This is a genomic window from Rheinheimera sp. EpRS3, from assembly GCF_001513785.1.
Lineage (GTDB): Bacteria > Pseudomonadota > Gammaproteobacteria > Enterobacterales > Alteromonadaceae > Alishewanella.
This window is the reverse complement of the sequence record NZ_LNQS01000007.1, coordinates 128,813-151,373: the sequence shown is the minus strand read 5'-3', so window position 1 is coordinate 151,373 and position 22,561 is coordinate 128,813. Positions and strand designations below refer to the sequence as shown.

Below are 22,561 nucleotides of genomic sequence, written 5' to 3'. Positions count from 1 at the left end.
TTAGTTAATACTGACTTTACTGCCTTTAATGGTGATATTAACGCCCTTAATATCAATAGAGCCGTCGCTTTTCATTGATATCGACGCCGCACCGGTTTTAATGGTGATGGCATCACCGGCATCAATCAGCAGCTTTTTACCCACTTTAAGGCTATCGCTACCATCAACAGTGTTTTTACGATCTTTGTTGACTGTTTCAGTATCATTGCCTTTTACCGTGGTAAGGCGATCATTACCGACCATATCGGTTTGGTTATTTTCTACCTGCAGTTCAAAATCTTTTTCTGCATGCAGATATAACAGCTCTTCGCCTTTTTTATCTTCAAAGCGCAGTTCGTTAAAGTTTGCCGCACCGCCCCCTTTACTGGAGCGGGTTTTAATACCACTTTGGGTTTTATCATCCGGCAAGGCATAAGGCGGCATATGATCTGAGTTGTACACAGCACCAATCACGATAGGCTGATCGGGATCACCATTTAAAAACTCAACCAATACTTCCTGATCGCGGCGCGGGAAGAAAAAAGCGCCCCAGTTTTTACCCGCCCAGTTTTGGCTGACACGAATTGGGCATGAGCTTTCATTATCTTTGATATCGCTACGATCCCAGTGAAATTTCACCGTGATACGGCCAAGCTCATCGACAGAAATCTCTTCTCCACCTTTACAGGTAACGGTAGCGCTTTGCACACCGGTAATCACCGGCTTATTTGCCGTAAGCCTTGGCCGGTAGGCAACCTCTTTTGGCACACAATGAAAACTGTTGCTGATTTGCTGTGTGGCAGACTTACTGGCACCCGTCTGGCTGGCAATTTCAGCGGTAAGAATAACGTCGGTCAGCACATACTGCTTACCAGCTTCGGCTTTGTCTTCATGCTCAGATAAGGTAAAAGTTTTGCCAATACTGAAACTACGGCAGTTACTACTGCCTTTGCGCCGATCTATATCACGCTGCAAAGCTTCAAGGCGGATATCGGCAATATTCTTAACCCGCGGATGAAACTCAGACTCTGCCTCGTAACTAAACACTTCATAATTGGCATGGCCTGACACCAACTGTCCTTTGTTGGCCTCACCGGTAGGTAATGAGGTTGGCTTTTTCAGATCATAGCCACGCTGCACGTACTTACCCGGTGCCATTATCAGGGCTTTTTGCCACTGATGAATATGCGGCTCTGATAAGCTGCCACTTTGAAATTTAACCTGAGCCTCAGCGCAGGGCTCATAAGCCGTGGCCTTATCGGCTAAAATCAGCTTATGGCTGCTTTGCGTATGGTCAAAGTAGTAAAAGATACCTTCTTGCTGCAGTAGGCGCTGAATAAAATCCCAGTCGCTCTCTTCATATTGCACTTTAAAATCATAATCGGGGTAGCTGCCCTGAACCTTTGCCGCAACATCGACTTTTACACTATGCTCACCGGCTATTTGCTCAACAATTTTCAGCACATTTTTAGCCCGGAAAATACGGCTGTTTACCCGGTGTTTCATATACCAGGCACTGGCAACCAAATGCAGACTGTAATCACGATACTCAGCATCGGCAGCGTCTTTACTTACTCTGGCGCCTAAAGCCGCTACATTTGCCACCACAGCATGAAAATAGCGTTGCTTATTGCCACCTAACTCTAAGGTAATAGTGACTTCTTTACCGATCAGCTCATCCGGTTTAATTTCCCGGCCGTTGCCATACACTTCAGCGTCAACGTTAAACAACTGTGACAATGCTTCCCTGTATACAAACCGGGTTAAAATCAAAGCATCTTTGCCAAGCGGCGTGTCGATCTTGATGCTGTTCTCGTCCTGGGTTGCCTGTTGCATCCATTCGCCTCAATTGGTTACTGATAAGATGATTGGTAAAAAAGCAGATAAAAAGCTGGTGTGGTAATCCACACCAGCGGGTTTAGCTTACAGCTTAGAACCTTTAACGCCGCTGTAACCGTATACCAACGGAGCAGTAACGTTGTTTTTGTCGTCTGTAGGAGTAACAGTCATCATCAGCTCGGTGTAGCTGATAACGATAGTTTCTGTTGGACGGTCACCAGATACTGACATCTGGTAGCTGCTGATCATCGCATCAGTCAGTTCAATTTTCATGATCTCTTCCACTTTATCGCCTTGCTTGGTGATGTGGAATACGGCTTTCTGGCCTTTACCGATAGTCGCTTCTTTGAACAGATCCGGAGAAGATTTGTCCTGCAGTTTAGTGATAACGATATCATTTAAACGGGTAGCGCTGGCTTCACGGTCCATTGCAGTACCAGTGAATGAGCTCAGTTCACGCTGAGTGCCCCAGTCCATTGATAACACAGTGATCATGTCCTTGAACTCTTCAGCGGTTGTTTCGCCTTTGATCGCGCCGTATTTCAGGTAGGTATTTGCTTGCATGCTATGCTCCTTTTGCATATTTAAACAGGTGCCCAACATTGGACATCAAGGTTAGCCTGGGTAACTAATCAACCCGGACAAAACGTTAAAAACCACCACAAAGTTTATATAATAAGCACTTAATATATATTTAGTGTTATTACAAAAACATTAAATATCGCCAGTAAGTTTTTAAACTTCACAAATTATATCGCCAAATAAAATATTGACAACAACAAATTAACTATTTAACACGCTAATTTTTAACTTTTCTTTGCTACCAGTCACTTAGGTACCTACAACAGGCAGCAAAATATTAATTTACCGCGTAGCTAAACACGCCGTCAGCCGCCTGTAGTTCAATTGCCGTAACGGGTTGTTGCTGCGCCACACGCTGTAAAATCCGCACCGATAGCTCAGGTAACAACTGGTTTTGCAGAATATTATGGATAGTGCGGGCGCCTGAGCCTGCATCCTGACACTGGCTGACAATCAGCTCAGTAACCTGCGGGCTATAACTAAATTCAGCGCGGTAATGTTGTTGCAAGCGCTTTTCAATCCGTTTTAACTGCAGGCCGGTAATCAAGCCTAACTTGTCATTATCAAGCGGCAGATAGGGGATCAGATTTAAGCGGCCAAGAAAAGCTGGTTTAAACACTTTTAACAAATCATCTTTAAGTGCTTTGGCTAAGCCCTCTGTTGATGGCGCAGTATCAGGGTCTTCAAACAAGCGCATGGTTGTGTCGGTGCCAACATTTGACGTCATAATGATGATGGTGTTTTTAAAATCGATATCCCGGCCTTCACCATCTTTAATGGTGCCTTTATCAAACACCTGATAAAAAATGTCCTGCACCCCCGGATGGGCTTTTTCCATTTCATCCAGCAGGATCACGCTGTACGGTTTGCGCCGCACCGCTTCAGTTAACACACCGCCTTCGCCGTAGCCGACATAACCCGGTGGAGAGCCGAGCAATAACGACACCTTATGCTCTTCTTTAAACTCTGACATGTTAATGACAGTAAGCTGCTCTTCGCTGCCGTAAACCTGTTCAGCCAGCGCCAGTGCGGTTTCTGTTTTACCTACCCCGCTTGGGCCGGTAAGCAGGAAAATACCATTGGGTTTGTTTTCATCGGCCAGCTGTGCACGGGATGTCTGCACAGTGCGGGCGATAAGCTCAAGCGCATGGTCTTGCCCTACTACTCTTTGCTGTAAAAAGGTATTAAGCGCTAATACGGTATTAATTTCATCAGCCTGCATTTTACCCAGCGGAATACCAGTCCAGTCTGATACCACTTCAGCAATTAACTCTTCAGTTACCTGCCAGTGCACCATGGGGTCCGTAATAGCCGAAAAATCTGCTTTTATTTCCAGTAAACGCTGTAATAACGGCGAGTGCTCAGCTTGCGGCTCAGCAGTCAGTTGCTGCGCCAAGTCTCTTGCTTCAGCTACCAGCGTTTTTTGTTGCTGCCAGTCTTGCTGTAATTGCTCCAGTTGCTGCTGTGCTTGCTGCGATTTATCATCCAGCGCCTGCAGCGCTTCGGCATGATCAACGCCCAGACATTGCTCGCGTTTTAATACTGCCATTTCCTGCTGCAGCTGCGCCACTTTACGCTGCTGATCTTCTACCGGACCGGGTATCGCATCCTGGCTCATCGCAACACGGGCACAGGCCGTGTCAAGCAACCCTACTGCTTTGTCCGGTAACTGACGGCCATTGATATAACGGTGCGACAAATTAACAGCAGCCTGCAACGCCTGCTCGGTTATTGATACACCGTGATGCTGCTCCATAACGGGCAGCAAACCGCGCATCATAATGGCAGCCAGTGCCGGAGTGGGCTCTTCTACTTTAACCACCTGAAAACGTCTGGCCAGCGCAGCGTCTTTTTCGAAGTATTTTTTATACTCAGCCCAGGTAGTGGCAGCTATAGTGCGCAGCTCACCGCGGGCAAGTGCCGGTTTTAACAGGTTGGCAGCATCGTTCTGCCCTGCCTGTCCGCCGCTGCCTATCATGGTATGAGCTTCATCAATAAACAGAATAACCGGTGTGGCAGAGCTATTTACTTCTTTAATAACATTTTTCAGCCGGTTTTCAAATTCACCTTTCATACCGGCACCGGCCTGCAGTAATGCCAGATCCAGCACTCGTAAGCTGATATTCTTAAGTTTATCCGGCACTTCACCGGCAGCAATCTTAAGCGCTAAGCCTTCAACCACAGCAGTTTTACCGACACCCGCTTCGCCGGTCAGGATCGGGTTATTTTGCCGGCGCCGGGTTAAAATATCGATCATCTGGCGGATTTCATAATCACGCCCGACAATAGGGTCAATTTTACCAGCCCGGGCCTGGGCGGTAAGATCGGTCGTGAATTGATCCAATGACGGTGTTTTACCGCCGGTCACTTTGGCTGATGCCGCTGCTGCATTTTGCTGCTCACCGCTTTGTTTGGCCAGCTCTGGCCATACCCGCAGCAACTCTGCCGCATCCAGTTTATCCAGCGCCGGAACACGGCGGCTTAACAGCGCAGCCATACTGTCATCTTTAAGCAAGGTGTAAATAATGTAGGCAGAGCGGATCTGCTGATCGGCAAATTCAATAGTGGTGCTAAGCCAGCTGGTGCGTAACAGGTTGATAAGCTGCACTGAAATGCTCGGCAAGGCGTTATTACCGGTTTTCATCTGCTCCAGCGCTTGCTGCAGTTGCTGCTTTACCGTATCGGTATTAATACCAAAACTGCGTAATAACAATTGCAGATCACCATCGCCTTGTTCCAGCATGGCATCGAGCCAGTGTTCGGTTTCAACACTGTAATGCGAGCGTGACTGACAACGTGCTGTCGCCGCTTCCAGCGATTGACGGCTGGCAGAGTTAAGTTTTTCAACCAGACTTTTTAACGTGGTAGTAGACATAATTGCTTCCTGTGCATTAACTAGGCCCGGGCCAGCTGATAGCTGAGCCGGGTCATCTGATGTTGTATTGAAGTCCTGACAGCCAAACTGCCACTTTGGCCCAGACAAAGCTGGCGTTTGCCCAACTGTGCGGTAGGGAAATCCTGGTGCTTGCCTACCAGCGTAACCCGCACTTTAAGTGCCGCCGGCAAAAAATCGGCCAGTACGCTGCTAATCAGTGCATGCTGATAACTGCCGGGCAGTAATTGATCACCACGCCCTGGCGGCGCAGTGATGATCAGTTCAATAGCTGAACTGACATCCCATACCCGGCTACCAAGCATTGCCGACTGACCAAGCCCGGCATGCTGGCCCTGCGGCAGAAACTTCATTGCCAGCCGGCTTTGCTCATCTTTACCCAGCGTAAGCCAGCGGCCCTTTAATGGCTCCAACTCTACGTTGGTTTTCAATAGCTCGGTCAGAATTTGTGTTAACTGCTGCGCACTGCGGTTGTGCTGGCTAAAGGCGCCGGCATAATACAAACCGAGTGTTTTACGCGCGCCAGACAAGGTTTTTAACACCGCGCTAAAACTGTCCTGCTCTGGCGCAGCAATTTCATACTGACAGGCAAAGCGGTATTTTTCCCAGGCGCGGTAGTACAATGAAATTAAACGGTGATTAAACAGATCAAAGAAGTCGCGCATGGTTTTATCGCGCTGCTTCAGGCGCTGCAGCACCATTTCCGTATAGTGTTGTGGTAATACTCCGCTGGGGCCGGTTAGCCCCAGAAAACTAACGTGCATAGCAACAGCCTGGGCGCCGCTGTGCAGTTTTTCTGCTGCGCGCGGTTCTACTTTTATAATCGGCTGGCCAGGGAACCCCAAATGTTGCACACTTTTAAAGCGCACTAATTCCTGTTTGGGAAAACCATCGCGGCCAATACCCTGCCAGCGTTTTTGTTCACTGCCAAACTGGCGCTCGAGAGAATATACCGCCTGATAAAAATCAAACTCTGACGGATTAGTGGTTAACTGTGCCAATTTCACAGCAATACCTTAGAGCCAGAGCGCGCTGGCCAGCGATGATATAGCTGTTCATGTTCTTTCAGCTTTACTGTCAATCGCGTGTAGCTGTTTACTGTGGCGTACTGCGCGAAAAACACATCCAGAATATTGGCAAAAAAGTAAATACCACTGCCAGCATAAGATGACTGGGTAAACTCCAGCAAAATCTCACTGCCGCTACATACCGCAACCCGGCCGTTATGGCTTACTCTGGCAGTACCGGTACTGATCCGAAGGCCACAAATCCCATCAATAAGCGCTTTGGATTCAGGCGTACAGCGAAAATCATATAACTGCAGGGTTTCTTTAAGCCGGGTTAAGGCATCGTTGCCGGTAAAGTGGTTCAGGGTTAAATGATTCACCAATTGCCAGCGGCTGGCTTCCTGCAATGCCGGACGCACACTGGGTGTCGGTGCGTGTAAACAACGCACTTCTTTGATGACATCAGCATGTTTGCGGATTAAAAAGCGTGGTTCACCGCCACCAAAAGGTAAGTAAGCCGGTAAGTTGCGGTTGCTGCACAACGCCTGCACCTGCACCACCCAGTCTTTGGGTGTGTCAGTGGCATTTACGCCGTTAAATTTACGGTCAACCACCGACAAATACATTTCTGTGCCGGTTTCCGAATAGCCTCCGGCCCAGTCAGCAAATTCCCGCCGGCTGTGCCAGAACATATCCTGTTGTTGCAAATAATCCGGGTGGCCCTGGCTGTAATATGGGTTAAGTGTTACCTCGTTGCCAAAGGGGTCGAACGCCTGCACCTGCTCAATGCGGATCACTTCGCACACATCTGCATCCAGGTAACGGGGCACCAGGCGATACTCGTATTGCGAGGCATCCAGGTTTACCGGCTCCAGCTTCTGGCTGAATAAATTTATTACCGGTGTACAGCTAAGCAGCATACTGTCGGCAGTAATATGTCGCTCCAGCTCTTCAGCGCCTTCAGAGAGATAAAAATACAGTTCAAACTTATCGTCAATATCTGGCCAGGCCGGGTCAAGCTGTTGTAGCTCAACAAATAAAAACTTCTCCGGGCACAGAAACTGTTCTATTAGCAAACGATAACCGGCAAAACTACGCTGGCTGTAAGGCACTACCTGATGTTCATCGGCAAAACCCACCGCCTGTAACTGAGCGGCAGATAAAAACTTTATTGCTTCAGGTTTACCTGCAGGTGCAATACCGACAGCCAGCAGTTTGCTTAGCAGCAGTTCATACAAGCGATAAACATGGTGGCGCTGGCCATTTAAGTAAAACCGCAATACCGGCACTTCCAGTTCGTGCATAGCGGTATTTTCAAACTCGCACGCCAATTGCAGCTTTAATAGCGCCTTGGCACTTTGTTGTATCGGTGGCCTTGGCGCATGAAACGGCGTATTTTTAAATTCAGCAGCAACCACATTAAGTGGCCAGACATCGGTGTCGTAACAGGCCTGAAACGTACAGGGCTTTAAGCCATCGGTACGGGTTTCAAACTCGGTACCCCGCTTAACAGTAATACCCGAGTTCGACAGGTTCTGGCTGGTAAGTTTTAATACTGTGGTTGAAGGTATGGGCGCCTGATAATCCGGGTATAACTGGCCGAGCAAAGCATCAGTCAGCTCAGGAAAGCTGTCATCCAGTTTCTGGCGGATTTGCGCCGTTAACAGCGCAAAACCTTCAATTAAACGGGATACGTGTGGGTCTTCAACATTCTCTTCGCTGATGCGTAAACGGCCGGCAATTTTCGGGTATTGCTCGGCAAATTCAGCGCCCATACGGCGGATATAAGTCAGTTCACGATTGTAATACTTTAATAATTCATCATTCATGCCTGATAATCCCTGATTGTCAGCCCCAGATGTACCGGTTCTACTTCTGAGTCAAACATAATATGTTCCGGCTCTGGATCTGCGTATAACAGTGCCTGAATGCGCAGTTTAAGCACGCGCTCCATACCGTGTTCCTGCTCTGGTACTGTTACTTCAACGTCAACAAAGCGCGGTTCAAACCGGCGAATGGTTTGCTCAACGGCACGGCACAACTGCAAACGGCCTTCATCGGAGTCAACAACCATCACAGAAAAATCCGGCAGACCGTAGTTCAGCAGGCTTTGCGGCAGTTCGGTGTAACTGTCAGGCCAGGTATGCCATTGCACTCTGCTGTTAAGCAAATTCTCCAGATCGCGCCGTACACTCAGGCGCAAGGCTTTTAAATCAAAACCGCGCCGGCTGCGGCCACTGTCTTTCTGACCCGGCGTGTCGTCAATCAAACGATCGAGTAGTGATTGTTGCAGCGGTTGCTTGTGATGCACTTTCAACAAGTTAGCTCCGTGCCCGCTCAGGCAGTCACTGCAGAGTCTGACAATGACAACTGACGGATCTCAGTTAAGGTCAGCGCTTCTTCGCCAACCAGCAACATCTTCTGGCCTGCACCGGTAACCAGCTGCTCATGGTGCTGCTGCCAGTTAGTGTCTTTGCCCAGCCGCTCCGATACTTTTAAGCTGTCGACATAAGTTACCGGTACAAAAACCTCGCCTTGCGGGCCGTCTTTAATCACAATTTCTGCACGGCGCCAAACGGTATCAAGCAATGACTCTGGTTTTTTCAGCTGCAAACTGTCAATTTCGCTGAACTTAGCCAGATAGTACTGGCCATCTGTGCCAAACAACTCCAGATAACCAGCCAGGCTGTCGTCCAAATCGCGTACATCTGCTGCTGTTTCGCCGTTAATATCCAGCGCTACTGCGCCACGCAGAATTTCCAGTGTGTTTGCCGCTTTCACTGCGGCATCAGTATCCTGCTCTTTTAATGCCAGGCGCAGCGATAATAATGCTTCAAACATCGCATCAGGCTCGCCAAACAACGTAGCTGTCATGCCACCGTTATAAAAATCGTGCCTTGCAGACGCTGCGCGGATCAGCTGGCGCAAATTAACGGCACCGACCAGAAAATCGGGATGCTGGCGCACCATCATATCCAGCTGCTGATCGGCTTTTTCCAGCGCGCCCTGAATACACAACAGTTCAATATAAACAGCCCGCACATCGGCATTGGCCGGATCATCACGTAACAGTTGCATTGCACGCTCGGTAGCTGCAATTAATTCACCCTGTTTTATTAATGCCTGTAATTGTTTCACTGTTAACCTCACGCCGTAACGGCTTGTTTAGGTGATAGCTCAGCAACCAGCTTTACTGTTGTAATCATTTGATCTAACTGAAAATGTGGTTGCAGCTGAATAATCGAATAGTAACGTCCCGGTTCGCCGCGTTTTTCTTTAACCTGAATACGTGCTTCACGCAAGGGATGGCGGGCCCGGACATCATTAGAAGCATCTGTTGATGCGGTGGTATAGTTGTGCAGCCAGCGCTGCAGCTCTTGCTCGCATTGCTCGGCAGAGTGATAACCGCCAACCTTATCGCGGCCAATCACTTTTATATAATGAGCAAAACGGGCCACGCACAAAATATATTGCAGCATGGCCGATAACCTGGCGTTAACGGTAGACAGTTTGTCATCGTAACTCTTAGCCAGTTGCACCGATGCATTGTTATAAAACGCAAAATAATCGCTGTAAGGCACCACAGATAACGGCACAAAACCGTTATCTGATAACTCAGCTTCAAACCTGTGCCCTACCAGCAAGTTAACTGACGGTTTATTGCTCTTCTGATACTTCTCAGTTTCATAGCGGCTAACCGGCAAATTACTGACCAAGCCAAAATTATGCTGACCAGCCTTCATACCCCGAATTTGCGCAAACCAGCCTGACTCGCTGTACGCTCTTACCAGCACTGAGGCAAAAGCAAAAGCGGCATTGCCCCATAAGTAATCGCGCTCCGGGTGCGCCAGTGCCTCACGAAACACAAAACTTTCTGTACGGGAACCATCATCTTTGTATGGGCTGCGCATCAATACCTGTGGCAGTACCACGCCTAAAAAGCGCGCATCTTCCATAGCACGTAACGACCGCCACTTTACATATTCCGGTTGCTTAAACTGGCTGCCGATATCAGATACCAGACCAAGCTCAGAGAAATGATCAACACCAAACAGCGACGGGTGTGCTGCACAAATAAAAGGTGCAAAGGCCGCTGCCGCAGTGCGGGCCACCTCTTTTAATGTATCCAGATCGTTAGTTAATTGGCCGGGGCGTATTTTGTGGCTGATCTGATAATCGCCAATCAGCACACCAAAAGGTTCGCCGCCGGGCATATCAAATTCGTTATCGTAAATGAGTTTGAAAAAGTCGCTCTGGTCAAAATCGATGGCACGATTAATATCTTTGCTCAATTCAGGCCACGATAGCGACAATAGCTTTACTTTAACTTTTTGCTCCCGATCATGACGCTCGGTTTGTTCAGTCAGGTACAGCACCCCCCGCCAGCTCGCTTCCAGTTGCTGTAACTGGCTATGGTGAATAATGTCATTTAGTTGCAGGTTAATTAGGCGGTCGATATCAGCAATAGCACGGCATAACATAGCACTGACCAGATTAGCGCTACGCACCTGAGTACAGGCGACATGTTGTAGCCAGTACAAGATAGCTGCTAAAGGTTCGGGTTCACGCAGAAACCTGGCCAGTACACCACTACGCTCCAGCCGGGTATAGGCAGGCTGATTAAATTCTGCCTGCTGCGAATCGGCAAAGGATGCTGTAAATACATCCTCAGACACAAACTTTACCGCGTCGGCCATGACATCCTCATTTGCTTACCTGCTTTGGATAACACCAACAGCTCACTGGCTAAGCAAGCTTAGCCAGTGACAAATGGTGTTGTTAACAGTGTTAACCACCCATCTCAGGGATTTTTGCTACCAGACGCAGCGACGTAGACAGCTCTTCCAATTGCAGCCATGGCCGTAACCAGGCCACTGCATTGTAAGAACCAGGACGGCCAGGGATTTCACGAACCTGAACCTTGGCATCTGCCAACGGATAGCGGGCACGAACTTCCTGACCACTGCCTTCTGAAGCGTTGACGTAGCTTAAAATCCAGCGGTTTAACCAGACTTCTACATCTTCTGCTTCCATAAAGCTGCCGATCTTGTCCCGGGCTAATACTTTCAAATAGTGAGCAAAACGCGACGTTGCCATCAGGTAAGGCAGGCGGGCAGAAATGGCCGCATTAGCAGTGGCTTCCGGCGTATCGTATTTTTTCGGTTTTTGTGCCGTTTGTGCACCAAAGAACACGGCATAATCGGTATTTTTATAATGACACAACGGCAGGAAACCCATTTTGCCAAGCTCAGCTTCACGCCGATCAGTAATGCCAATTTCTGTTGGGCATTTCAGATCCGGATCTCCATCATCACTCATAAAGATATGACTTGGTAAACCTTCAACTTTACCGCCGCCTTCAGCACCACGAATAGCGGTACAGAAACCATATTGGGCAAAAGCGTTAGTCAGTTTGGCCCCCATAACATAGGCCGCATTCATCCAGCAATATTCTGAGTGGTTGGTTGTTTTCGATACACCCTTTTGTGCGTCAAGCTCAAACTCTTCAAAGCCAAACTCTTCTATCGGTGCCGTCGCGCTGCCATAGGGCAGACGCGCCAGTACGCGGGGCATGGTTAATGTGACAAAGCGCGAGTCATCGCTGTCACGGAAAGAACGCCATTTGGTGTATTCCAGAGATTCGAAAATTTTCTCAAGATCGCGTGGTTTTGACAGTTCTGTCCACTCATCAAAGCCGAACAAGGCCGGAGATGCAGCAGATAAAAACGGGCAAAAACCCGCTGCAGCGACATTTGACATATAGGTTAGTGTTTCAATGTCTTCAGGATGATTGGTAAATTCATAATCACCAATAATAGCACCATAAGGCTCACCACCTGGGGTACCAAACTCTGACTCATATACCTTTTTAAAGGTTTGGCTTTGGTCAAATTCAACGGCTTTGCTTAAATCCTTATACAGCTCTTTTTTACTCATGCTGATCATGCGGATTTTAAGTGAAGCACTGGTTTCAGAATTCATTACCAGATGGTTCAGGCCGCGCCAGCTACCTTCCAGCTTCTGAAAAGCCGGTGTATGCATAATTACGGCAAGCTGATTTGAGATCAGCTCGTCCAAACGGTTAATCGCCTCGTTAAAGGTTACCGTTAAGTTTTTATTCCAGCTGACCGTGCCGCTAAGGGCTTCTTCGGTCAAGGTGCGTAACAATTCTTCAGCACGGGATGCGTCGGTTTGTTTGGTGGCACCGATTGCCTGTTCTAACAAAGAACTGGCTGCGCCCTGAGCATTATCATGCTGTTCCAGTAAAGCTTCCGTACTCATGTTATTTATCCTCTATGCTTAGATCCTGCGCCAGCTTTTGCAGATCTTCGTTATTGTTAAGCACACGTTCCAGAATATTTTCTAACTCTTCTGAGCGATCGATCTTGGTCATCAGATCACGCAGTTTGTTACGTGTTGCCATCAATTTATCCAGTGGTTCAACCTGCTTGACGATAGCTGCCGGTTCAAAGTCCTGCATCGATTTAAATTCCAGCTCAACACTGAACTGACTATCATCACCGGCCAGTTTGTTATCCACTTTGAAATTCAGTTTCGGATTCATCCGCTTTAACACTTCGTCGAAGTTATCGCGGTCAATCTGCACAAAGCGGCGATCTTTTAAAGGTTTTAACGCTTCAGTGTTATGGCCGGCAAAATCGCCCATTACACCAACAACAAAAGGCAGTTCTTTTTTAACCGCAGCTCCTTCTGTTTCAACGTCATAAGTAATATGCACACGGGGCTTACGCACCCGGGATAATTTGCTGTGAATACTTTCCATTGACTTTCTCCTGTTACTCAGCTGTTGTTAATTTCAGTTCATGCCCGCACAAAGGGCATTACTTTTGTTGCGGTATTCCCGCCAGCCGGAAGTAATGGTTACGGCTGTTGTTATCATCAATAAGCTCCTGCAACAGCTCTGGTAAACTCAGAGTGCTCCAGTGCACAACTTGCTCCAATGCATATGAAATGGGCGAGTGTGGCTCGGTTTTACGAAAGAATTCGGCTGACTGTTTCAGACTCAACAATACCTGTTCACGCGTTTGAACCTGCTGCTGTACCGGATCTGCATGGCTGATCACCTGCCCGTCTGCATCAGTTGTTATTGCCTGCTCGGCACTTGTGGCGAACTGTGCCAGCTTGTCTGCCGCCAGATAATTCACCGCATCAAGGCATTTATGTAAGGCTTTGCTAATAGCGCTGGTTGGCTGCGGCTCGCCATTCATGGCGGCATCCATGGCTTGTGACAGCATGGCAAACTCGGTGATGGCAGTTTCAATTTGCAGTTTTAGTTGCTGGTAAAACCCGGCAGACGTTTCTGCCACAGCATCTTTAATTTGTTCTAGTGTGGCGATGCCGGCATCGGCTTTTTGCTTCTGACGTTTCTCGTCTTTGCGTGAGATGTCAGAAGCGCGCTCATACTGCCAGCAGGCAAACTGGCCGTGCGCAGTAATATCAGTTAGCGGGATGCTCAGAATAGGTGTAATAAGGGCGCCATCGCCCTCGTAACCATTGAGGCCAATAAGAGGTGCAATACGAACCTCCATGCCATCTTCATCAGGTTGCGGGTACAGGCTTGGCCAAAAATGTTCTATTAATAACCGGGTTGTTTTAAAACCAGCGCTCAGGCCAACGAAACCATGGGTTCGGCACAGTGCTTCTATCAGCCATGCCGCATATTCAAGATCTTTCACCTGGCTACATAAAATAACCGGGATCTTTTCCGCCAGTGGCCGCCAGTCAGACGCTAACGCCTGAAAATCTTCATCCTCTGCCAGTAAGGCGCGTTCATTAGCCCGGGCCTGGCCACGGGTATCTTTTAACTGGTAGTACTGTGAAGTAGGTGAAATATCAGTACGCGGATCTATGCCAGCAGGCGCAGCAGCATCCACGCCCTCAATTAACATTTCAAAGTCAATTAATTCACTGTAATCCATCACAACAACCCAAATGAGACGTTATCCAGCCAAATATGTTACTTTATTGTTTTAATGATGACAATAGTTAACTAATATTTTCTAATTATTCATAAATAGCGGAATTGTCCTGTCCTTGTCATTAACATTTTGCGGATCGTTATTTACCTTCACCAGAATACAGGTAACATTGTCCCGGGCACCGGCAACCAGCGTTGAATGCAGTAAGGCCCGGTTTGCTTCAGCAATATTGTTATGCGCCAGATACTGACATATCTCAGCGTCTGTCAGCTCTTTGTTCAGGCCGTCGCTACATAACAAAAACAGATCTCCGGGTTGCCAGACGCCGCTGACAATATCAATACTGACATGCGGATCTACCCCTACGGCCCGGGTTATCACATTTGCCAGTTCGTGCTGCTCTGCCTCACTGCTGCTGAGTAGGCCTTGCTCTACCATGTCATTTACCTGGCTATGGTCGCGGGTTAACTGCCGCAATTGCTGATGGCGCAGTAAATAGCCCCGGCTGTCACCAGCCCAGAGAAAGTGGTAATGCACTTTATCCAGCAATAATACGACGACGGTAGAGCCTGCAGTATGGCCATCTAAGTGCTGCTGGCTGTAACGGCACAGCTCGGCATTTGCCTGATGCAACGCTTGCGTTATCAGGTTTACGCTGGCAGCTTCGCCGCGCTGCATAGCTAAACGAATGGTGTCTACTACTAACTGGCTGGCAATATCACCTGCGGCATGCCCGCCCATACCATCAGCGACAACCCATACTCCACTGTCGGCCAGATCCAGACAGGCATCTTCATTTAGCTTTCTGACTAATCCCTTATGTGTCTGGGCATGAGAAACGACCTGTTTCATAGTTAAGATCCGTTTGAGTTGATATCAGCCAGTTGCCACTGCCAGCGCTGCCAGTCGCCATTTAGCATGGCAGCAAACTGCCCGACCTGCGGTAAACCACTGGTAACCAAAGTACAAGGCTCGACGTGCTCAGACCCTGCCGTCCACCACAAGCAATACCGGCCAAACTGTTGCCGGTAGCTGTGATGCAATAAACTGGCGGCATCAGGTTCCTCTTCTGAGCGCAATACCCAGGCAGGCCGCCCCTGACTGGCCGACATTACAGGGCAGCTTATCTGTGGTTCCTGTGGCCAGTTAAACTCTGCAGCCTTTAATGCTGCGAGCCAGGGTTCCAATGAAAAATCATCATCCAGGGTATGCAATACCTGCTGCTCTAACACATCAGCCCAGCCAGACTGTAATCTGGCCTGCACTGGTGTACAGGCCAAAGACCGGCTGGCAGTAAACGGATAATGCCGCCCTACCTGATCAACGCTTGGCATCAGGCAGCCCATTTTCCCTTCGGTGCCACATACACCAGGCGATATGGCAAAATGCCAGATGGGGCTGGTCAGATAGGTGCCAAGCCAGTCAGCGCCTAGCTGTTCACGGCTGACAGCTAAAACGGCCTGTAACCACTCGTTCCAGGCATCAACAAAATCTGCCGTCAGCCCCTGGGTAATGAAATCGCCGCGACTGGGAATTTTGCCGCATATCCCTATTTCGGTTATAGACTTGCCGGACAACTGAAGGTCTCCAATGCGCTGCTCCAAAATGGATTGTTAACGGTATCAGGTACCAGTTCTACCCGTGCTTTATTACCCTGCACCGCCAGATGCAAGACTTTATCAGTTCGGGTTTGTGGCCGGGCTTCAGTTAACTCATCAAGAAAGCGGAACCATGACCACTCGCCTTCCTGGCTGATGTTGGATGGCAACCCAGAGTTTGCCGGTGTAAACACAAGGCGGGTTTGTAATTTATTGCGATCTCCCGGCCAGAAAAACTGCCGCGAGCGGGTTGGGCCATGCCGGTACGACAGCTCTTGTCCGTCAAGTTCAAGCAATAAATGTGTAATATGCCGGTCCAGATACACCGGCCTTAAACTAAAGCCTACTTTCAGCTTCTGGCTGCCACCGTCAAAAAATGCTGCCCGGATCTGCTGAGCCGACTGGAAGGTTTTCAGAATACTCTGATCCAGCCCAATATCGCGTTTAAAGGTCCAGGTTCTGCTACTGGTGTTAACAAAGGGCTGTAAATAATCCTTGAAAAACACATCCAGCGTACCGCCATAACCAAAGAAGCGTTCAAAGTCTCTGAGCTTAATATCTTCTTTTGAGCGCCGGTTCAGCGGGTAACGATCAGCAATTGCCCTTCTGTATTCAGCCAGCACTGTGCCTTGCCAGGCTTCATTAATATGCTGACGGCTGCCTTTGGCGAACAATTTGGTGGTGTCAGTAGATAAACTGCCAAGCCAGTCAGAAAAAGGCGACGGAACATCGCTTTTCAGCCGGCGCAGTGCCACGCTAAGCTCGTTGCCACCTTCACCATTCAGCTGATTAGCATAGGCTTGGCGGGCCATTCCGCCCGGCACATATAAGCGTTCAAGATAATCGTGATACATCCGGCTGGTTTGGGCAATTTGCTCCAGCTGTGGTTCCTGAATACTCAGTACTTCACTGAAAGCCTGCTCAACCTCAATACCAGGTAACTGTTGCTGTAACGCAGACATATTGTCAGGCAACAGCCGGTTTAAGCGGGCTTTCTGGCTGGAAAACTGTGTGTCTGCAACTTTACCGGCCACATCTTTTGCCATATTCGCTTCAGCTGATTCCGGCAAGCTGGTCAGCCTTACATTTTGCTGCACTGCGCGGATAATACTCTGTATTGGCTGCTCTGGCCCTGCCAGTGCCCGGGTAACAAACACACCCTGTTCAACGTCACTGACAGAACTGATGCTGATATCGTCCAGTAGCTCTTGCCATACATATATGTAGTCACGCAGATACTTTTCGCTCACCTGATCAGACAGCGTGGTATCGGCCTCCCCGTCTTCACCGTCTGCAGCTTCGCCATATACCCAGCTGTCCTGCATCAGGCTTCTGATAATGCGGCGCTTTTCAATGTTAAACAGACCATGAAAACCTTTATAGGTATAAAGCCCTGAAATGCCTTGCTGTAATGGCAAACCACTCTTACGCTTAACCACTTTTATGCCATCGGTGCCAAGTACATCCGCCAGACGAAAATCCGGAATATGGCTTTTCATCAGCTCGGTGCGTACCCGCTGATAAGCCCTTTCGGCCAGCGGCACTGTCAGTAACAATTCGCGTGCAGCAACAACCACATCTTGCTGGTAGGTAGCACCTTTAATGCCACTTTCTAACAACGCCTGCAGGTGGTTTTGCAACGACAACCGCAGTGGCTGGCTGACATCACCGGGATACTGGCGCTCGGTATAAAGGGCAAACCAGGAGCTAAGCTGCTCGGCATTAAAATGCTCCGGGCGAAACACCATCAGGTAGGTTTTAAGGGTTTCATACAGGTAATCACGATGCTCTGCATTAAGCTGCATTTCCTCCGTTAATACCTGGGTAAAATAAGGCACAAAACTATGATACAAGCCATGCTGATAGGCCGTTTTACCGGCTTGTCCAAGCTTGTCACCCTGATATAAACCGAGGTTTTTCGGACCATCAACCGGGATCACACCCGAGTAACCTGCAGGTAAATCACGCAGCAGATTAAGTTGTTCGTTAAGCGCGACGACATCCTGCTGCGGCTTGGCAGATGCCGCCAGTTGCTGATAGTCATTAACAGATGCGGTAACCTGATCAACCAGGCGGCTGTTCCAGTTATAACTGCCTGTCCAGGCCACCAGTAACCAGCATGCTGTTACCGCAGTGCCTGCAAGCACGCCGCGACGGATCCAGCGATGCTTGTTTTTATGATGCAGATTAACCGAAGCCAGTTCCCGCTCCGGAATGACAATTTCTTCAAAAAAGCGTTTAATAAAGTAGCCTTTGCCCTCGCCGGTCTGGCGGCGCAGTGGCGGTTCAGCTAAGCCAAAGTTGCTGCCAAGCTGTGACATGATGCGATCAATGGGCACGCCTTCCTGCGTGGCACTGGCGATATAAACACCACGCAACATAGTGGCTTTTTCAAATGGGTTTGGTGCGAAAATTTCTTTGAGAAAATCATCCGCAGCACTTTGCAGTAATCTTAGCTGGCGAGGAAATTCGTAAATAGCGGCACGATTTTCCTGATCATGCTCGTACTGTAACCGGCTGAATAAACGCTGGGTTAAGCGGTTAATAATAGCGTGAAATTCTTTATTAAACTGCGCCACTACGCCTTTTTCACTGTCGGCCTGAGCAACATCAAAGGTCATGCCCCATACCTGCTCACGCTCTTCAGGGGTAAGAATATCAAAAAACTCCGTAAAACCGGCAATCAGATCTGCCTTGGTAAACATGACATAAACCGGAAAAGTCATACCCAGCTGGTTTTGTAGCTCTTGCACCCGTTGTTTAATCGCCCGGGCATGCAAATTACGCTCGGTACGGGTTTGGTTCAGTAAATCGGCCAGACTCACAAACACAATGACACCGTTTATCGGCCGGCGCGGCCGGTGTTTACGTAACAAACCAAGAAAGCCCTGCCAGGCAGTAGAATCCTGCGCAGCATGGCTGTCCTGCGTGGTGTAACGCCCGGCGGTGTCTATTAATACAGCCTGATTAGTAAACCACCAGTCACACTGACGGGTACCACCAATGCCTTCAATGGCATCCATGCCCATATGTTCTTTTAGCGGAAACTCAAGTCCGGAATTATGTAGCGCAGTAGTCTTGCCTGAGCCCGGCGGGCCTATCAGCATATACCAGGGCAACTGGTATATATCCCGCGCTTTACTAAAACGGGCATGCTTTAGAATATCCAGCGCCTTTTGCATGCGCTCGCGCAGTACTTCAATATCGCGCCGGGCCAGCTCATCATGCTGCTGATGCTCTTCGCCATTTAACAGCGTATCTACCGCCTGCTTGTGCGAGCGGCTCTCACGTAATCCTTTAATATAATGGCTACCACCCCATACCAGAGCAATAACAAGTAAAGTCAGCAACCGTGCGGTGGCACTTGCCAGCGGCTCATAACCGGCAATAGCCAATAACGGGCCACCAAACCATATAAGCAGAGCTAAGGCCGTAAGACCCAATACGGTAATAAAGACGCTGGATTTAAACAACCGTAGAACCGGTTGCAGCGCTGATTTAACTTTCATAACACTTCCCTTGCTTAAGGCGTTACTGTAACAGGTCTATTTCTACCCGCCGGTTCAATGCGCGATTAGCTGCGCTGTCATTTGGCGCTATCGGGTTGGCATCGCCATGCCCTTCAGGCCAAAGACGGCCGCGTAAATCGGCTCCTGACGCCAGTGCATCCGACATGGCATTCGCCCGCGCCAGCGATAAATGCCAGTTAGACGGATATTTACTGGTAAAAATGGGTAAATTATCGGTATAACCGCTAACGAGGATACGGCCCTCGGTACTTTCCAGTGCCCGGGCAATTTTCACCGCTATGGGTGCAAAGCCTTCATTAATACCGGTACTGCCAGGGCTGAACAGTTGGTCAAGCCCAACACGGATCCTCACCCGGTCAGGCAGCTCAATAACCTCCAGCAGCTCGCGGCGAATTTCAGTTTGTAGTAACTGTTGCAGTTTTATAGCGTCTTGCCGGGCTTTAGCGGTTACCACCTGTGGCGCATCCTGTTGCCAGCTAACCAGACTGTTTAACTGACGGTGTACCTGATCAGAATAGCTATTTATCTGATAGCTAAGGTACATATAGCTGCCAAGCAAAGCGGCACCAATTACCGAGCAAAATACCCACAAGGGGAATTCCGCTTCCAGCTTACTGGCTGCAACAACCTGGCTGCGCCAGCCAGGTGATAATTCCCGTTCAGGCTCACCACGTTGTGAGCGGATAGCCTTGTAGGCCCGTTCGCGGTAGCCCTCTAATTTTTCATAACCACGCTCTTCAACCCGCATTTTGCCGACAAAACCAAATGACAGACAAAGGTATTGCAGTTCCAGTAACAACAGGTTTTCCCGGGGTGCGGCTATGGCACTATCAAGCAGCGTAAAAAAGTACTCGCCACCAAAGGTTTCATTGTGAAACGTAGACAACAAGCTCTCTGTTGCCCAGTCGCTGTTACCGCCCCAGCTGGTGTTTAATACCGCTTCATCGATAAAAGAACACATGCAGTACCGCGCATTTTCAATCAATTCACTACTGACAGCTTTGTGCCTGAGTTGTTGTTCATACTGATTAATTAGCTGAATGCACTGCGTTTTAAGGCTGGCCACATCAGCATGGCTGACAGTGTTGCGTATTGGCTGGATCAGTGAGAACAGTGCACCGGCCTCATCAATCAGAATATTGTCACTGATCGACAGCACCTGCATACGCTGCATATTGTCTGGCGCTTTAACATGAGCGGCCATGCGTGTTTTATCCGGATCTCCGGTATGTTCCTGCACCGGTACCGGAGCATTGCTTTTAGCAGGAGCCCGGCCACCCGGACGGGGTTTCATCACGGTTTTATCAGACATGTTTTGTCATCCATGTTAGTCATAACAACCTTTACAGGCGTCAGGCTTTAATCGCCCACAGTTCAATTTTCAAGCCGGGGTAATTACCAGACAAATGCAATGCCAAACCACCACTGTTTGCCAGCCGCTCCCAGTAAATACTGCCTTTATCCAGCTGAAAATAATGATAACCAGCGTGATATGGCACCTGGCGCGGAGCCACAGGTAAACCGGTTACCGCAATACCAGGTAGCTGGTTATTCACTAATTCACGAATATGCTCTACCGGGCCAATTTTTAACCGCGACGGCAGATGTTTACGAATATCTTCAGCCGGTAAATCTGCACTGACTGCCAGCACAAACTGAGCGTACTCCAACAAGGTTTTATCGGTCAGTGGCGACACCAGAATGCCAAACTTGGCTTGCTCCAGCGGCAACGCCTGTGCGGTTTGCTCCAGTACCACGCTTAGCGTCTGGTTCATAATCACGCTTAAGTTACCGAACACCGCTGTTAAATCATCATGCTGATACTGTGGAAATTGCGGTGGTCTTTTCTGCCGAGCAGTGAACGTAGACAATTCACCCAACATACTTATCATTAACCGGTACAAGCTGAGCGGATGCTCAAGTACACCGGTTTTTAAATGCCTGAATAACGGTTCATAGCGGTTAAGTACCTGCAGCATTAAAAAATCGGCAATAGAATTGGCTGTACCCTGGCCTTTACCCAGTCTGTCAGCTAACGCATCGGCCCGCTGGCACAGCATACCCAGAGCTTCAGTTAAAAAGGCTGACAACTCAGAGTCTTGCTGAATATCCAGCAGCGGCGGAATATACTTTTTCAGCAGCTTTACTTCGCCTTGCTCCGACACCTCGCGGATACGGGCCAGCGGTATGCAGATAAAACCACCGCGATCTTCCGACTCCAGCTTTAGCAATAACCTTAGCTTGGCCAGTTGTAATACCTCGGTTGCATCCTCAGACAAGCTGTTATCTGCCACACTATGTTCGGCATAACTGTAACGGCTGATGTGAGAGCCGTTGTCAGAGCTGATATTTTGCCCGTTAGCTTTATCCATCGCCAAGCACAGGTACACTTGTTGATCACGGCAGGTTTTAGGGATCTGAATAGCTGCAGGTAGAGCTTCAACTGCAGGTAATTGCAGCACAGTGCCATCTGGCAGCACGGCTTCGAGCTCTGCCAGGCCAAACTGGGCAAACTTCAGGCTTTGCTGATCAATTTCGCAGCGACGCACGCCCCAGCCATAAGGTAGCTGCATTGTCATTTGCTGCTGACGGGCATAATCGAAGTAACGCTCTTGTTGCTGAAAATGTTGTGGCCGTAAAAACAAGCCTTCAGACCAGGCAATCCGGCTGTAGTCACTCATATTGAATTCCTTAAAACCGAAATTTACTGTTTACGTTCCAGATCATGTTCGCGGATATAAACCGCCAGTTTGTCGACATACACATAGAAGCTGTCATAACCCGTCGGTTTTACATCAACCACTGCACGCCATCTTGCGCCTTCAATATCACGATATGCTGCCACTACAGCCACAGCTTTCGTTGCCGGTTGTAATGTCATGCGATATTCAGTGCGTTGGCCTGGCTCAAACACCAGTTCATCTTTTTTCAGTAAATCGGTGCGTAAAACCACTTCCGGACTGTCGTACAGCGCAAAAAAATCCTGGTTTTCAAACACCGTTTTTGATGCCAGTTCATACACTTTAATAATGACCGGTGACGGACGACCATCAGCATCAGGATTGATGTCGGCAGCAACACGGAAATGTAATTTGGTTGATGGTGGAAAAGTGGCATAAACCGCCTGGCAGCCTGCCAGAACAGCCAGGCTCAACCAGACCAGAATCAATGTCTTTATTATTTTCATTACTAC

At 48.8% G+C, this 22,561-nt stretch carries 17 protein-coding genes; all 17 read right to left on the bottom strand.

Going from position 1 to position 22,561, the window contains the following annotated elements:
- Complete coding sequence (tssI, locus tag AR688_RS07945; protein ID WP_068231703.1) at positions 1 to 1,815, bottom strand: type VI secretion system tip protein TssI/VgrG; 1,815 nt, start codon at positions 1,813 to 1,815, stop codon at positions 1 to 3.
- A gap of 87 nt (positions 1,816 to 1,902) precedes the next feature.
- Positions 1,903 to 2,382, bottom strand: a complete 480-nt coding sequence (locus tag AR688_RS07940) for an Hcp family type VI secretion system effector (RefSeq protein WP_068232097.1) — start codon at positions 2,380 to 2,382, stop codon at positions 1,903 to 1,905.
- Positions 2,383 to 2,677: 295 nt separating this feature from the next.
- Positions 2,678 to 5,275 carry a type VI secretion system ATPase TssH gene (gene tssH / locus AR688_RS07935; protein ID WP_068231702.1) on the bottom strand — a complete coding sequence of 866 codons (2,598 nt, stop codon included), beginning with the start codon at positions 5,273 to 5,275 and terminating at the stop codon, positions 2,678 to 2,680.
- A gap of 20 nt (positions 5,276 to 5,295) precedes the next feature.
- Entirely contained in the window at positions 5,296 to 6,300 is a 1,005-nt protein-coding gene (gene tssG, locus AR688_RS07930; RefSeq protein ID WP_068231700.1) for a type VI secretion system baseplate subunit TssG, read from the bottom strand.
- Positions 6,297 to 8,129, bottom strand: coding sequence for a type VI secretion system baseplate subunit TssF (gene tssF, locus AR688_RS07925; RefSeq protein WP_068231698.1), 1,833 nt, complete (start codon positions 8,127 to 8,129; stop codon positions 6,297 to 6,299). Before tssF ends, tssG begins: the two co-directional genes overlap by 4 nt.
- Positions 8,126 to 8,611 (bottom strand): type VI secretion system baseplate subunit TssE, encoded by a 486-nt coding sequence (tssE, locus tag AR688_RS07920; RefSeq protein ID WP_231732021.1) that lies wholly within the window; start codon positions 8,609 to 8,611, stop codon positions 8,126 to 8,128. The genes tssF and tssE overlap by 4 nt, the downstream gene beginning before the upstream one ends.
- A 26-nt stretch (positions 8,612 to 8,637) precedes the next feature.
- Positions 8,638 to 9,438: a type VI secretion system accessory protein TagJ gene (locus AR688_RS07915; protein ID WP_068232095.1), complete on the bottom strand. Its 801-nt coding sequence runs from the start codon at positions 9,436 to 9,438 to the stop codon at positions 8,638 to 8,640.
- An 8-nt stretch (positions 9,439 to 9,446) separates the two neighbouring features.
- Positions 9,447 to 10,997 carry a type VI secretion system contractile sheath large subunit gene (gene tssC / locus AR688_RS07910; RefSeq protein WP_068231696.1) on the bottom strand — a complete coding sequence of 517 codons (1,551 nt, stop codon included), beginning with the start codon at positions 10,995 to 10,997 and terminating at the stop codon, positions 9,447 to 9,449.
- Between the two features lie 91 nt (positions 10,998 to 11,088).
- A complete protein-coding gene (gene tssC, locus AR688_RS07905) occupies positions 11,089 to 12,582 on the bottom strand; it encodes a type VI secretion system contractile sheath large subunit (RefSeq protein ID WP_068231695.1) in 1,494 nt (497 codons plus the stop codon).
- Position 12,583: 1 nt separating this feature from the next.
- Positions 12,584 to 13,084, bottom strand: coding sequence for a type VI secretion system contractile sheath small subunit (gene tssB / locus AR688_RS07900; RefSeq protein WP_068231692.1), 501 nt, complete (start codon positions 13,082 to 13,084; stop codon positions 12,584 to 12,586).
- Positions 13,085 to 13,142: 58 nt separating this feature from the next.
- Positions 13,143 to 14,240 carry a type VI secretion system protein TssA gene (gene tssA / locus AR688_RS07895; protein ID WP_068231689.1) on the bottom strand — a complete coding sequence of 366 codons (1,098 nt, stop codon included), beginning with the start codon at positions 14,238 to 14,240 and terminating at the stop codon, positions 13,143 to 13,145.
- 81 nt (positions 14,241 to 14,321) lie between these two features.
- Positions 14,322 to 15,092 (bottom strand): PP2C family protein-serine/threonine phosphatase, encoded by a 771-nt coding sequence (locus AR688_RS07890; RefSeq protein ID WP_068231686.1) that lies wholly within the window; start codon positions 15,090 to 15,092, stop codon positions 14,322 to 14,324.
- Positions 15,093 to 15,094: 2 nt separating this feature from the next.
- Entirely contained in the window at positions 15,095 to 15,817 is a 723-nt protein-coding gene (gene tagF / locus AR688_RS07885) for a type VI secretion system-associated protein TagF (protein WP_068231683.1), read from the bottom strand.
- Positions 15,799 to 19,347 carry a type VI secretion system membrane subunit TssM gene (tssM, locus tag AR688_RS07880; RefSeq protein WP_068231681.1) on the bottom strand — a complete coding sequence of 1,183 codons (3,549 nt, stop codon included), beginning with the start codon at positions 19,345 to 19,347 and terminating at the stop codon, positions 15,799 to 15,801. Before tssM ends, tagF begins: the two co-directional genes overlap by 19 nt.
- Positions 19,348 to 19,369: 22 nt before the next feature.
- Entirely contained in the window at positions 19,370 to 20,680 is a 1,311-nt protein-coding gene (tssL, locus tag AR688_RS07875; protein WP_068231676.1) for a type VI secretion system protein TssL, long form, read from the bottom strand.
- 40 nt (positions 20,681 to 20,720) lie between these two features.
- Positions 20,721 to 22,049, bottom strand: a complete 1,329-nt coding sequence (gene tssK, locus AR688_RS07870; RefSeq protein ID WP_068231674.1) for a type VI secretion system baseplate subunit TssK — start codon at positions 22,047 to 22,049, stop codon at positions 20,721 to 20,723.
- A 23-nt stretch (positions 22,050 to 22,072) separates the two neighbouring features.
- Complete coding sequence (gene tssJ / locus AR688_RS07865) at positions 22,073 to 22,555, bottom strand: type VI secretion system lipoprotein TssJ (RefSeq protein ID WP_068231671.1); 483 nt, start codon at positions 22,553 to 22,555, stop codon at positions 22,073 to 22,075.
- Positions 22,556 to 22,561 lie beyond the last annotated feature (6 nt).

Bases quoted from the DNA above. Each gene is read 5' to 3' on its own strand.
- tssI (WP_068231703.1), bottom strand. From the start codon at position 1,815: ATGCAACAGGCAACCCAGGACGAGAACAGCATCAAGATCGACACGCCG.
- AR688_RS07940 (WP_068232097.1), bottom strand. From the start codon at position 2,382: ATGCAAGCAAATACCTACCTGAAATACGGCGCGATCAAAGGCGAAACA.
- tssH (WP_068231702.1), bottom strand. From the start codon at position 5,275: ATGTCTACTACCACGTTAAAAAGTCTGGTTGAAAAACTTAACTCTGCC.
- tssF (WP_068231698.1), bottom strand. From the start codon at position 8,129: ATGAATGATGAATTATTAAAGTATTACAATCGTGAACTGACTTATATC.
- tssC (WP_068231696.1), bottom strand. From the start codon at position 10,997: ATGGCCGACGCGGTAAAGTTTGTGTCTGAGGATGTATTTACAGCATCC.
- tssC (WP_068231695.1), bottom strand. From the start codon at position 12,582: ATGAGTACGGAAGCTTTACTGGAACAGCATGATAATGCTCAGGGCGCA.
- tssB (WP_068231692.1), bottom strand. From the start codon at position 13,084: ATGGAAAGTATTCACAGCAAATTATCCCGGGTGCGTAAGCCCCGTGTG.
- tssA (WP_068231689.1), bottom strand. From the start codon at position 14,240: ATGGATTACAGTGAATTAATTGACTTTGAAATGTTAATTGAGGGCGTG.
- AR688_RS07890 (WP_068231686.1), bottom strand. From the start codon at position 15,092: ATGAAACAGGTCGTTTCTCATGCCCAGACACATAAGGGATTAGTCAGA.
- tssM (WP_068231681.1), bottom strand. From the start codon at position 19,347: ATGAAAGTTAAATCAGCGCTGCAACCGGTTCTACGGTTGTTTAAATCC.
- tssL (WP_068231676.1), bottom strand. From the start codon at position 20,680: ATGTCTGATAAAACCGTGATGAAACCCCGTCCGGGTGGCCGGGCTCCT.
- tssK (WP_068231674.1), bottom strand. From the start codon at position 22,049: ATGAGTGACTACAGCCGGATTGCCTGGTCTGAAGGCTTGTTTTTACGG.
- tssJ (WP_068231671.1), bottom strand. From the start codon at position 22,555: ATGAAAATAATAAAGACATTGATTCTGGTCTGGTTGAGCCTGGCTGTT.